This is a genomic window from Mesorhizobium sp. M0968, from assembly GCF_040319065.1.
In the GTDB taxonomy this organism is placed as follows: Bacteria; Pseudomonadota; Alphaproteobacteria; order Rhizobiales; family Rhizobiaceae; genus Mesorhizobium.
In genome coordinates, this window is the sequence record NZ_JAMYNL010000006.1 from 222710 (window position 1) to 234259 (window position 11550).

Annotated in this window: 13 protein-coding genes; 12 read left to right on the forward strand and 1 reads right to left on the reverse strand. The window is 63.5% G+C overall.

The genetic code is table 11. The annotated features are described in order from the left end of the window. The first annotated feature begins 74 nt into the window (after window positions 1-74). The 12 genes from NKH67_RS13640 (at window position 75) to dhaK (ending at window position 10438) form a co-directional block, all read left to right on the forward strand. Complete coding sequence (locus NKH67_RS13640; protein ID WP_031211681.1) at window positions 75-1022, forward strand: carbohydrate ABC transporter permease; 948 nt, start codon at window positions 75-77, stop codon at window positions 1020-1022. Next, window positions 1019-1969: a carbohydrate ABC transporter permease gene (locus tag NKH67_RS13645; protein WP_352448471.1), complete on the forward strand. Its 951-nt coding sequence runs from the start codon at window positions 1019-1021 to the stop codon at window positions 1967-1969. Before NKH67_RS13640 ends, NKH67_RS13645 begins: the two co-directional genes overlap by 4 nt. Further along, a complete protein-coding gene (locus NKH67_RS13650) occupies window positions 1966-2166 on the forward strand; it encodes a hypothetical protein (RefSeq protein ID WP_023676334.1) in 201 nt (66 codons plus the stop codon). The genes NKH67_RS13645 and NKH67_RS13650 overlap by 4 nt, the downstream gene beginning before the upstream one ends. A 3-nt stretch (window positions 2167-2169) precedes the next feature. Continuing rightward, window positions 2170-3282 carry an ABC transporter ATP-binding protein gene (locus tag NKH67_RS13655; RefSeq protein ID WP_352448470.1) on the forward strand — a complete coding sequence of 371 codons (1113 nt, stop codon included), beginning with the start codon at window positions 2170-2172 and terminating at the stop codon, window positions 3280-3282. After that, window positions 3275-4288, forward strand: a complete 1014-nt coding sequence (locus NKH67_RS13660) for an ABC transporter ATP-binding protein (protein WP_352448469.1) — start codon at window positions 3275-3277, stop codon at window positions 4286-4288. Before NKH67_RS13655 ends, NKH67_RS13660 begins: the two co-directional genes overlap by 8 nt. Before the next feature lie 67 nt (window positions 4289-4355). Further along, window positions 4356-5999: a dihydroxyacetone kinase subunit DhaK gene (locus NKH67_RS13665; RefSeq protein WP_352469939.1), complete on the forward strand. Its 1644-nt coding sequence runs from the start codon at window positions 4356-4358 to the stop codon at window positions 5997-5999. An 81-nt stretch (window positions 6000-6080) separates the two neighbouring features. Next, the gene (gene dhaL / locus NKH67_RS13670; RefSeq protein ID WP_352469938.1) at window positions 6081-6683 is read left to right on the forward strand and encodes a dihydroxyacetone kinase subunit DhaL; all 603 of its coding nucleotides are present in this window, start codon (window positions 6081-6083) and stop codon (window positions 6681-6683) included. After that, window positions 6680-7069: a dihydroxyacetone kinase phosphoryl donor subunit DhaM gene (dhaM, locus tag NKH67_RS13675; RefSeq protein WP_352469937.1), complete on the forward strand. Its 390-nt coding sequence runs from the start codon at window positions 6680-6682 to the stop codon at window positions 7067-7069. The genes dhaL and dhaM overlap by 4 nt, the downstream gene beginning before the upstream one ends. A gap of 22 nt (window positions 7070-7091) precedes the next feature. Continuing rightward, window positions 7092-7394, forward strand: a complete 303-nt coding sequence (locus NKH67_RS13680; protein WP_023676329.1) for an HPr family phosphocarrier protein — start codon at window positions 7092-7094, stop codon at window positions 7392-7394. Beyond that, window positions 7378-8994 (forward strand): phosphoenolpyruvate--protein phosphotransferase, encoded by a 1617-nt coding sequence (gene ptsP, locus NKH67_RS13685; RefSeq protein WP_352469936.1) that lies wholly within the window; start codon window positions 7378-7380, stop codon window positions 8992-8994. The genes NKH67_RS13680 and ptsP overlap by 17 nt, the downstream gene beginning before the upstream one ends. 8 nt (window positions 8995-9002) lie before the next feature. Next, a complete protein-coding gene (locus tag NKH67_RS13690) occupies window positions 9003-9425 on the forward strand; it encodes a hypothetical protein (protein WP_023676327.1) in 423 nt (140 codons plus the stop codon). Window positions 9426-9451: 26 nt separating this feature from the next. Further along, window positions 9452-10438, forward strand: a complete 987-nt coding sequence (gene dhaK / locus NKH67_RS13695) for a dihydroxyacetone kinase subunit DhaK (RefSeq protein WP_352454687.1) — start codon at window positions 9452-9454, stop codon at window positions 10436-10438. Window positions 10439-10768: 330 nt separating this feature from the next. Here the strand turns inward: dhaK and NKH67_RS13700 are convergent, their stop codons facing one another. After that, window positions 10769-11512, reverse strand: coding sequence for a DUF2259 domain-containing protein (locus tag NKH67_RS13700; protein ID WP_353031133.1), 744 nt, complete (start codon window positions 11510-11512; stop codon window positions 10769-10771). Window positions 11513-11550: the final 38 nt, after the last annotated feature.

Here is an 11550-nt window from a genome sequence, read left to right on the forward strand (position 1 = left end):
GCCACTTGGCACGGGACACAGTTCAGATAAATTCCATTGTCGAGACGAGCCAAGTGACCGAAGCAGGACTGACCATGCTCAATCGGACGGCGGACAGCGTTGCCCGGGCTACGCCCGAGCCGTTGGCCCGCAAGGTCCGGGGCATCAGCGACAAGGGCCTCGCCTGGCTGTTCATCTCGCCGACGATCCTGTTGCTGTTAGCTATCAACATCTTTCCGCTGTTCTGGGCAATCTATCTGTCCTTCACCAATTTTCGCGCCAATCGGCCCAACGAGGTTGTGAAGAACCTCGGGCTGGCCAACTACAAGCGCATCCTCGCCGACCAGGACATCTGGATCGCCATGCAGACGACGGCGCATTTCGTGTTCTGGACCATCCTGCTGCAGACGCTGATCGGCTTCACTCTGGCCTGGCTGATCGACCGCAAGTTCCGCGGCCACGCCTTCTGGACGACCATCATCCTGGTGCCGATGATGCTATCGCCGGCGGTGGTCGGCAATTTCTGGCGCTTTCTCTACGAGCCGCAGATCGGGCTGTTCGCCTACGCCGTTTCGTTCGTCACCGGCATTCCGGCAACCGAGATCAGCATGCTCTCCAACGTGTCACTGGCGCCATGGTCGATCATCATCGTCGACACCTGGATGTGGACGCCTTACGTAATGCTGATCTGCCTCGCCGGCCTGCGCTCGATCCCCGAATACATCTACGAAGCGGCCGAGGTCGACCGCGCCTCCAACTGGCGGCAGTTCTGGTCGATCACGCTGCCGATGGCGCTGCCCTTCATCATGCTGGCGGTGCTGTTTCGCGGCATCGAGAACTTCAAGATGTTCGACATGGTCAATTTGCTCACCGGCGGCGGGCCGGGATCGACCACCGAAGTGGCCTCGATCACGCTGAAGCGGCAGGCCTTCGAAAGCTGGCGGACGGGCTATTCCTCGGCTTTCGCCATCATCCTGTTCGTCGCAGTGTTTGGCCTCGCAAACATCTACGTCAAGGCGCTCAACAAGGTGAAGCAGAGATGAGCCTGACGTCAGCCCATTCCGTTGTCGCGCCGTCGGCCACGTCGAAGCGCGTCGCCGGCGCCATCATCGTCGCCTACGCGCTGATCTCGATCGTGCCGCTGCTGTGGATCTTCGCCACCAGCTTCAAGACGCCGCCGGATTCGATCGCCTATCCGCCGAAGATCCTGTTCCAGCCCAGCCTCGAGGGCTACTGCAATTTGTTCTCGACCCGGACTCGGCAAACACCGGAATACATCAACTCGCTGGGACCGGCGACGGGCCTGTGCGACGAGACGGTGCGCAAGCGCAATATGGTGATCGCCGGCCCGTCCAACTTCATGCCGCGCTTCGTCAATTCGCTGATTATCGCGTTCGGCTCGACGTTTTGCGCGGTTTTCCTCGGCACGCTGTCGGCCTATGGTTTTTCGCGCTTCAAGGTGCCGCTCGCCGACGACCTTCTGTTCTTCATCCTGTCGACGCGGATGATGCCGCCGATCGCGGTCGCCATCCCGATCTACCTGATGTACCGGGAGCTTGGCCTGTCGGACACGGCTCTCGGCATGATCCTGCTTTATACGGCGGTCAACGTGTCCTTGGCGGTGTGGCTGCTGAAAGGCTTCATCGACGAGATCCCGCGCGAATATGAAGAAGCGGCGATGATCGACGGCTACACCAGGCTGCAGGCGTTCTGGCGCACGGTGCTGCCGCAGGCGACCACCGGTATTGCCGCAACCGCCATCTTCTGCCTGATCTTTGCCTGGAACGAATATGCCTTCGCTGCGCTGCTGACCTCGGGCACGGCGCAGACCGCGCCGCCCTTCATTCCGACCATCATCGGCGAAGGCGGTCAGGACTGGCCGGCGGTCGCGGCCGGCACGACGATCTTTCTGGTGCCGATCCTGGTCTTCACCATCCTGCTTCGCAAGCAATTGCTGCGCGGCATCACCTTTGGCGCGGTGCGTAAATGAGCATGACCGCAAAACGCAAATCGCGCTGGCCCGTCTGGGCCAGGCGCGGGCTGATGGAAAACGTCGCCACCGCGATCATCGCCATCGGCTTCCTGATGCTGTTCCAGCCCTTCGCACTGGTGCTCTACACCTATTCCTTCATCACCATGCTTGCGGGCACGGCGATGTTCATCATCGTCTCGAAATTTCCGGAGTAGACGATGGCCGAGATCAGGGTCGAACATCTGAGGAAGGCATTCGGCGATTTCGTCGCCGTGCAGGATTCCAACTTCGTCGTCGAGGACGGCGAATTCTTCGTCATGCTGGGGCCGTCCGGCTGCGGCAAGACGACGACGTTGCGCATGATCGCCGGGCTCGAACTGCCAACCGGCGGCAAGATCCTGCTTGGCGGCGAGGACGTCACCATGCGGCGTGCCCGCGAGCGCGACATCGCCTTCGTCTTCCAGCTGTTCGCGCTCTATCCGCACATGAATGTGCGGAAGAACATCGGCTTTCCACTGCTGGCGCAAGGCGTGCCAGGCGCTGAAATCCGGAGCCGAGTGGAGGAGACGGCGAAGCTTTTGCGGATCGACCATCTGCTCAACAAATCGGTCTCCGGGCTTGCCGGCGGCGATCGCCAGCGCGTGGCGCTCGGCCGCGCCATCGTACGGCGGCCAAAATGCTTCCTGATGGATGAGCCGCTCGGCACGCTCGACACCGAATTCCGCGACCTGATGGTCCATGAATTGCGAGAACTGCACAACCGCATTCACGCCACCACCGTCTATGTCACGCATGACCAGATGGAAGCGATGTCGATGGCCGACAAGATCGCGGTGATGAACCACGGCGTCATCGAGCAGTTCGGCACGCCGCGCGAGATCTACGACCGGCCGGCGACGATGTTCGTCGCCGACTTCATCGGCTCGCCGCCGATGAATTTCCTCGGCTTCGGCGGCGGGCTTTCAAAGGGCGCCAGGGAAATTGTTGTGCAAGGCGCGAAGGTGGCCGTGCCGGAGATCCGCGAGGACGTCGCGCCGGCCGAGATGGCGCTTGGCATCCGACCGGAGCACATCCGCTTCGATGACGCTTCGAAGCTGCGCGGTGCTATTTACGGCACGGAATATCTCGGCACCACTCAGATCGTCGCGGTGGAGACAGCGGACGGCATCATCAAGGCCAGGGTGCCGGCCGAAATCCGGCTCAATCCGGGCGATCATGTGGGCCTGGCGCTGAGCAGCGCGCGGCTGTCGCTGTTCGCAAAAGGATCCGGGCGTGCGGTGCGCACCGAAATCCATGACTCGGCCTCCCAGGGGAGAGCACATCATGGCTGACGTTCACATCAAAAGCGTGACCAAGGCTTTTGGCGAGCATGTCGCCGTCGACAATCTCGACCTGCATATCGCCGACGGGGAATTCGTCGTGCTGCTCGGGCCGACCGGCGCCGGCAAGACGACGACGCTCAGGCTGATCGCCGGGTTGGAGCGTCCGGAAGCGGGCTCGATCCATATTGCCGGCCACGACACGACGACGCTGTCGCCGGCCGAGCGCGACACCGCTTTCGTATTCCAGCAATATTCGCTCTATCCGCATCTGTCGGTTTACGACAACCTCGCCTTTCCGCTGCGCTCGCCAGCACGGAAAATGCCGGAGGATCAGATCCGCCGCCGCGTCGAGGACGTGGCCAAGATGGTGCGCATCCACCACAAGCTGAATAATCGCTCGACCAAACTCTCTGGCGGCGAGATGCAGCGCGTCGCCATCGGCCGCGCCTTGGTGCGCAAGCCGTCGATCTACCTGATGGACGAGCCGCTGTCGTCGCTCGACGCCAAGCTGCGCGCCGATCTCAGGCTAGAGCTGAAGCGCATCCAGGCGGAACTCGGCGCCACAATGCTCTACGTCACGCACGACCAGATCGAAGCGATGACCATGGCCGACCGCATCGGCATTCTCGCCGACGGCGTGCTGGTGCAGATCGGTTCCCCGCGCGCGATCTATTCTGAGCCGGCAAACCTACACGTCGCCGCACGGCTCGGCCAACCGGCAATCAATTTGTTGCCGGTCGGACTGCTGCCGGATGGCGGCGCGCCGGCGGGAACAAAGACGATCGGTGCTCGCACCGAACATCTTTCGATCGAGAAGGCGGCGAACGGCCATGCCGACGGCGTCGTCGATTGGGTCGAGCATCTCGGCGACCAGAACCATCTGCATGTGACGGTGGGGACCAGGAAGCTGGTGACGCTAACCGACCCCGACACCGACCTGGCTCAGGGCGACAAGATCATGATCCGCTATCGCTCGCCGCTGTATTTCGGCCCCGATGGGCGACGGCTGATGTGAGCGCTGCGCGAGTGTTTTCCTGGCACCTTTCAACCGGCAATTTCGGGCACCGGACTGGACCAATTCGATGAAGCATTTTTTCAATCGCAGGGATACGATCGTAACTGAGGCCCTGGACGGCTTCCTCGATACTACCGGCGCCGGCGATCTCGCTCGCCTCGACGGCTATCCCGAGATCAAGGTCATTCTCCGCGCGGACTGGGATAAGACCAAGGTTGCGGTCATTTCCGGCGGCGGGGCCGGGCACGAACCTGCCCATGCCGGCTTTGTTGGCATTGGCATGCTGACGGCGGCGGTTTCGGGCGAGATCTTTGCTTCGCCGAGCGTGGAAGCGGTATTGGCCGCCATCCGCGCGGTGACCGGTCCCGCCGGGTGTCTGCTGATCGTCAAGAACTATACCGGCGATCGCCTCAACTTCGGCCTGGCAGCCGAGAAGGCGCGCGCCGAAGGCTTCCGGGTCGAGATGGTGATTGTCGCCGACGATATCGCCCTGCCGGACATTGCCCAGCCGCGTGGCCTGGCCGGCACCTTGTTCGTGCACAAGATCGCCGGCCACCAGTCGGAAGCCGGCATTGACCTGGCGGCGATTGCCGGGGCGGCGCGGGCAGTGGCGGCGGATATCGTTTCGCTCGGCATATCGCTGTCATCCTGCTCGATCCCCGGCCAGAGCCATGAAGAAAGATTCGGGGCGGACGATGCCGAACTCGGCCTCGGCATCCATGGCGAACCGGGCGTTGAGCGGATTGCGGTGCAAAGTGCCGAAAGGCTGGTTGCGATCATGTCGGAGCGCCTTGCCGCGCGGCTTGATCCGGTCAGCCACTACGCCTTGCTGATCAATAATCTCGGTTCGGTGCCACCGCTGGAAATGTTGCTTGTCGCCAATGCGGTACTGGCTTCACCGCTGGCGCAAAAGGTGACGCTGACAATCGGGCCCGGGCAGCTTATGACCGCGCTCAACATGAACGGCTTTTCCCTGTCGCTGATCCGGCTCGATGCGTCGCGCGAAGCGGCGTTGCGGGCGCCGGTAGGCCCCCACGCCTGGCTGCCGGCAAGAGCCGTTCGCCAAGCCAGCGTCGTGCCGATGGCCAAAGCCGCCGGCCCGAACAACGCGTCGAAAGCCAGCCAGGACGCACGCACCGACCGGTTGGTTGTCGCGGTCTGCGAACGGCTGATCTCGCTTGAAGGCTCGTTGAACGGACTGGATGCCAAGGCGGGAGACGGTGACACCGGATCGACAGTGGCGGCCGGTGCGCGCAGTGTGCTTGGCCGCATTGCAACACTGCCGCTCGCTGACCCTGCCGCAACGCTCGCCGTCGTCGGCGACATCCTGAGCGCCAGCATGGGCGGCTCTAGCGGCGTGCTGTTGTCGATCTTCTTCACCGCCGCCGCGCAGGCGCTGGAGTCTGGCGAAACGCTTCCCAAGGCGCTTCTCGCCGGCCTCGATCGGATGTCCTTCTATGGTGGAGCGAGGGTCGGCGATCGCACGATGATCGATGCCCTGGAACCCGCCTTGAGGGCGCTGGATAGGGGGAGTCTGGAAGATGCGGCGGTCGCGGCGCAACGCGGCGCCGAGGCCACCGCTGCCATGCGCAAGGCCAAGGCCGGGCGGTCCGCTTATATTGGCAGCCAGCTCGACGGCGTGGTCGACCCCGGCGCCTTTGCCGTCGCCGAGGTCTTCACTGCCCTCGCTGCGTTGCTCGAACCCGCTTGACTGGGGAAAAGAATGCTTCAATTGCCGGATATGCAATTTTCTCGTACTGCCGGCAGCGCAGGGGCCAGGAGCATGGGTGATATGGCGGCAGCGGATATTTCCAGGCTGATCGAGGCGGCGGCAAACACGATCGCCGCACATGCCGACGAGCTGACCAGTCTCGACCAGGCCATCGGCGACGGCGACCATGGGCTCAACATGAGACGCGGCTTCGAGGCAGTGCGGGCCGAGGCCGGCGCGTTTGCGACAAAGCCGTTGCCCGAGGCGCTGAAGGCGATCGGCACCAAACTGGTGATGACCGTCGGCGGAGCCTCCGGTCCGTTGTTCGGCACGCTGTTCATGGCGCTCGGCAAGGAGATTTCCGCCGCGCCGGGTCGCGCCGACCTGGCGGCGGCCTTCGGCAAGGCGATCGAAGCGGTTGCCGCCAGAGGCAAGTCGCAGGCCGGGCAAAAAACCATGTTAGATGTGCTGCAGCCGGTGCATGAGGCCCTGCTGCAGGGAAAGACGGCAGCGGACATCGTCGAGATCGCCGACAACGCGGCCGACGCGACCGTGCCGATGAAGGCGCTGCGTGGGCGCGCCTCGTTCCTTGGCGACCGTTCGATCGGTCATATGGATGCCGGCGCACGCTCGACTGCGCTTCTGGTGCGGGCCGTAGCCGAGGCAATCGAGAGGCGCGCATGAGCAATGTCGGCATCGTCATCGTATCGCATTCGCCGCTGGTCGCCGAAGGCACCGCCGACATGGTGCGGCAGATGGTCGGCAACGAAGTGCCGCTTGCATGGTGCGGGGGAAACGGCCATGGCGGGCTGGGAACCAATGTCGAGGCGATCATGGACGCCATCGACAAGGCCTGGTCGGAGGCGGGGGTCGCGATCCTCGTCGATCTCGGCGGTGCCGAGACCAATAGCGAGATGGCGGTCGAGATGATCGGCGAACCACGCGCCCAGAAGATCATTGTCTGCAATGCGCCGATCGTCGAAGGCGCGGTGATGGCGGCGACCGAGGCTTCCGGCGGCGCCTCGCTCAGGGAAGTGGTGGCGACGGCGCACGAATTGTCGCCGTCGTGAACGAACGGGAATTTTGACAAGCATGTCCGCAGCAGCCGAAGCCAGCGTCCTGATCACCCATGAGGTGGGACTGCATGCGCGTCCTTCGGTGAAGTTCACCAAGCTTGCCAAGACGTTTTCGGCCGACGTCGAGATTGCGCTCGCCGCCAACGGGCCATGGTTCGACGCCAAGAGCATCGTCAAGGTGATGGCGGCGAAAGCGCCGAAAGGCACTGTCCTGCATATCAGAGCCAAAGGGGACGGCGCCGGCGAGGCGGTCGGCGCACTGGTCGAGCTGGTGCGGCGCGATTTCGACGAAGGCAAGGACCATGCCCGAACCGCTTAGGCTGCAGGGCATTTCGGCATCGGCCGGCTATGCCGAGGGGCCGCTGTTCAATCTGGACCAGGCTGCTGTGCGTTATGTCCGCAAGGCGACTGCCGCGGACGAGAAGGCGGCGCTTGAGGCCGCCATCTCCATTGCCGCAGGCCGGCTCGCGACATTGATGGAAACCAGCGACAGCGAGGCGGCCGGTATCCTCGAATTCCAGCTCGCCATGCTGGAGGACGACGCGCTGACCGGCCCGGCCTTTGAGCGAATTGCCGAGGGCATGGCTGCTGATGTGGCTTGGCGAAAAGCGCTCGACGCCGAGATAGCCGGCTATGAAACATCCGAGCAGGACTATTTCCGGGCGCGCGCGGCCGACATGCGCGACATACGCGACCAGGTGCTACGCGCGCTTGCCGGGGGCGGCGACATTGCCGCGCCGGCAGGTGCGATCTTCTACGGCGAGGATATCGCACCGACGCGCTTCCTCGAAACCGACTGGAGTGCCGGCGGCGGCATAGCACTTACGGCCGGAAGTGCCGCAAGTCATGTCGCAATGCTGGCACGCTCACGCGGCGTGCCAATGGTGGTGGGGTTGGGGCTCGTAGCGCGTGGGGTAGCCGGGCCCGGTGCTTCGCCGGCTCACCTTGCCGGAATCGCACTGCTCGATGCCGAACATGGCGGCATCGTGTTGGCGCCTTCGAAAGTGGAGATCGACGCATTCCGGCGATCGTCGTCGTCTTTCGCGGCGCATCGCGACAAAGCGGCAGCCTATTTGACAAGGCCGGCAGCAACGAAGACCGGCATAGCGGTCCACGTGCAGGTGAATATTGCCGATCCGTCCGATGTCGACCGCATCGATGCTGCGGCGTGCGACGGTGTCGGGCTGATGCGGACCGAATTCCTGTTCGGCAAGACGCTGCCGGACGAGGAGACGCAATATCGCGCCTACCGTAGAGTGCTGGAATGGGCAGGCGACAGGCCGGTGACGATCCGTACTGTCGATGCGGGCGGCGATAAACCTGTGCCGGGCCTGACCGTCGAGGAAGGTAATCCATTCCTTGGCCTGCGCGGGATCAGGCTGTCGCTGATGCGTCCGGAGGTCTTTGGTGTGCAGATCCGCGCCTTGCTACGTGCCGCCATGCACGGCAATCTGAAGGTGATGTTCCCGATGATCGCCGTTCCGGAAGAGTATGAACACGCCACCGCGCTGTTCGCTGAGGAGCAGGCTGACCTTTTGGCGCGCGGCATCGCGCACAAAATGCCGCCGCTTGGCATCATGGTCGAGGTGCCGTCGGTGGCCATCGCACCGGAGGCATTCGCCAAGGCCGCTTTCTTCTCGATCGGTTCGAATGATTTGACCCAATACGTGATGGCCGCCGCGCGCGACAATGCGTCGGTCGCACATTTGAATTCCGTCAGGCATCCGGCCGTGCTCCGGCTGATCGCCTCGGTTGCCGCCTTCGGCCGCGAGCATAATATCCCGGTCAGCCTGTGTGGCGATGCCGGCGGCGACCCCGCCTCGATCCCGGCGCTGCTCGAAACCGGCCTGCGTGACCTCTCCGTCGCTCCCGCCCAACTCGCGATGGCCAAGGCGGCCATCGCGGACGTTTCGATCTAGGCCCCGGTATGGCAGACAAGGCGTCGCAATCCGGCCCCGAAGAGGCGATCCGCGCCTACAAGACGATCCTGTCGCAGGTGATCGACCAGCGCCCGTCCGGCATGCGCCAGCGCCTCGCTGATGCGCTGGGCAAGCATCGCAGCTTCGTCACGCAGATTTCCAGCCCGGCCTATTCGACGCCGATCCCGTCGAAGCATTTGCCGGCTATCTTCTCCGTCTGCCATTTCAGCCCGGCCGAACGCGATCATTTCCTTGAGGCCTACCATCGGGCGCATCCGGGAAAGATGTCGCTGGCCGCAGGCTTGCGCAAGACACGCCATGTCTCGCTGATCGTTCCCGATTTCGGCGACGACAAGCAGAACGCGGCGCTCGACCGGGCGGTCAACGATTTCATCCAGAAGATCACCAGCATCGCCGGCAAGGGCAGCTGACGCTGGGCTATTTCGGGAGGACGGCCATGAAGAAATTTTTGAATTCGGTCGATACGGTGCTGACCGAGAGCCTCGACGGCTTCGTTGCCGCGCATGCCGATATCCTGGCGCTTGGCGAGGAACACAAATTTGTCCGCCGCAAGCTGCTCACACCGGGCAAGGTGGCGCTGATCTCCGGCGGTGGCTCGGGTCACGAGCCGCTACATGGCGGGTTCGTCGGGCACGGCATGCTGGATGCGGCCTGCCCCGGCCAGGTATTCACCTCGCCAACGCCTGACCAGATGATGGCGGCGGCCGAAGTCGTCAATACGGGCGCCGGCTGCCTGTTCATCGTCAAGAACTACGAGGGCGACGTGATGAATTTCGACATGGCCGCTGAAATGTCGGAAGGCGTGATGCAAATCGTGACCAATGACGACGTTGCGGTCGAAAACTCGTCCTACACCACCGGCCGGCGCGGCGTCGCCGGCACGCTGGTGGTCGAGAAAATCGTCGGCGCGGCGGCCGAACAAGGCATGGCACTGGAGCCGTTGAAGGCGCTCGGCGAGCGCGTCAACGGCGCGACGCGCTCGATGGGCGTGGCGCTGACCAGTTGCACCGTGCCGGCGGCGGGCAAGCCGACCTTCGATATCGGCGACGGCGAGATGGAGTTCGGGGTCGGCATCCACGGCGAGCCTGGGAGGCGGCGCGACACATTGAAAAGCGCCGATGCTATCGCCGAGGAGATCTGTACCGCAATCCTGGGTGACCTGGGCGACGGTGCCAGAGGCCAGGCGCTACTCTTCGTCAACGGCTTTGGCGGCACACCGTTGATGGAGCTTTATCTGATGTACAACAGCGCCCGCAAAATCTTCGAGAAGCACGGCGTGACGGTGATCCGGTCGCTGGTCGGGTCCTATGTGACCTCGCTCGATATGGCCGGCTGTTCGATCACGCTGAGCATGCTCGACGACGAGGCGGCTGTTTGGTGGGATGCACCGGTACATACGGCCGCGCTGCGCTGGGGCATGTAGCGGCGGAGAATGCCCCAGAAATAGTCGGTGACAAGACCGGTACCGGCAACGCCGCGCATCGCCAGACAGTTGCCCTCCTCACCCTGCGTAAGATAAAGAATCTGCGGGTTTGGGGAGTTCGAGCATGCGTTACAATTGGGATCGGGCGCCGACGGGTTTCGAGCGCCATGGAAAGGTGCTGGCAGCCGCCTTGCTGATCGTCGGCGGGGTCGGACTTATGCTCGCTGCCCTCCCGCTTTAGGGACAACAAACTCGGGTAGCGGACTACGTCTCAGCGCGTTGCCTCAGTGCGCCTGGCCAGTCACGGCGATGAAACGGCGGTCGCGCCCTTCAAATCCCTGGCTGAAGCGCTGCACGAGCCGCAAGCACGCCCGGTTTTCCATCCGGGGTGAATGCGTAAGATTCCGACAGGCTGTAGGAAGTCGGGCAATTCCTCGAACCGGGCACCGCCTTGTCCTCATGCAGCAGCTTGATCGGCTTGCCGTCCTGACCCTGCAGCGTCAGGCGAAAGCCGAGCGCCTTGCCGGTCGTTTCGCCTTGCAGCGTCGCGTCGAAACTCGCTGAACAATCCGCCGTGCTGTCGGCACGGATCTGCTCGAGCTGGATGGTGCCAAGCTCGTCATAGGCCGGCGAAAGCCATTTTTGCGAAACCTGCTCGAGGCGCGCAATGTCATTGTAGGCGACCATGTCGTCGGGAAAGGTGAACCTGTCCAAGGCAGTCCGCTCGCCGCGCGGCGCGATGGCATATTTGGCCAGCAAGGGCGCCGCCAGTTCGGCGGCCTGTGCCCTCGCCTGCGCAAGCGTCAATGTCGAATCCTCCGTCTCGTCGGCGATGACGATCGGCTTGCCGCCGACGAACTCATCGGTCCGCGTGTCGATGATGTCGATCTCCGACCAGCCCGAATCCGAAGCACCGGCATCGAGCGTGCCGTACTGTTCGAAGGCGAAGTAGTTGCCGTCTGGCGAAAAGCCGATGACGCGCCGAGCCGCCGCGTCGCCTGCCTGAGCAGCTGAAGCGAGCACCACCGCCAGCGTCGCAACCGCGGCAAACCCAAGCTCATATCGCAATTTCATCGCGCCCTGCCCCTAATGCCGAAAATTCGAACGATACC

What these genes read in the sequence shown, in the direction of transcription:
- NKH67_RS13640 (WP_031211681.1), top strand. Translation starts at nt 75, where the DNA reads ATGCTCAATCGGACGGCGGACAGCGTTGCCCGGGCTACGCCCGAGCCG.
- NKH67_RS13645 (WP_352448471.1), top strand. Translation starts at nt 1,019, where the DNA reads ATGAGCCTGACGTCAGCCCATTCCGTTGTCGCGCCGTCGGCCACGTCG.
- NKH67_RS13650 (WP_023676334.1), top strand. Translation starts at nt 1,966, where the DNA reads ATGAGCATGACCGCAAAACGCAAATCGCGCTGGCCCGTCTGGGCCAGG.
- NKH67_RS13655 (WP_352448470.1), top strand. Translation starts at nt 2,170, where the DNA reads ATGGCCGAGATCAGGGTCGAACATCTGAGGAAGGCATTCGGCGATTTC.
- NKH67_RS13660 (WP_352448469.1), top strand. Translation starts at nt 3,275, where the DNA reads ATGGCTGACGTTCACATCAAAAGCGTGACCAAGGCTTTTGGCGAGCAT.
- NKH67_RS13665 (WP_352469939.1), top strand. Translation starts at nt 4,356, where the DNA reads ATGAAGCATTTTTTCAATCGCAGGGATACGATCGTAACTGAGGCCCTG.
- dhaL (WP_352469938.1), top strand. Translation starts at nt 6,081, where the DNA reads ATGGCGGCAGCGGATATTTCCAGGCTGATCGAGGCGGCGGCAAACACG.
- dhaM (WP_352469937.1), top strand. Translation starts at nt 6,680, where the DNA reads ATGAGCAATGTCGGCATCGTCATCGTATCGCATTCGCCGCTGGTCGCC.
- NKH67_RS13680 (WP_023676329.1), top strand. Translation starts at nt 7,092, where the DNA reads ATGTCCGCAGCAGCCGAAGCCAGCGTCCTGATCACCCATGAGGTGGGA.
- ptsP (WP_352469936.1), top strand. Translation starts at nt 7,378, where the DNA reads ATGCCCGAACCGCTTAGGCTGCAGGGCATTTCGGCATCGGCCGGCTAT.
- NKH67_RS13690 (WP_023676327.1), top strand. Translation starts at nt 9,003, where the DNA reads ATGGCAGACAAGGCGTCGCAATCCGGCCCCGAAGAGGCGATCCGCGCC.
- dhaK (WP_352454687.1), top strand. Translation starts at nt 9,452, where the DNA reads ATGAAGAAATTTTTGAATTCGGTCGATACGGTGCTGACCGAGAGCCTC.
- NKH67_RS13700 (WP_353031133.1), bottom strand. Translation starts at nt 11,512, where the DNA reads ATGAAATTGCGATATGAGCTTGGGTTTGCCGCGGTTGCGACGCTGGCG.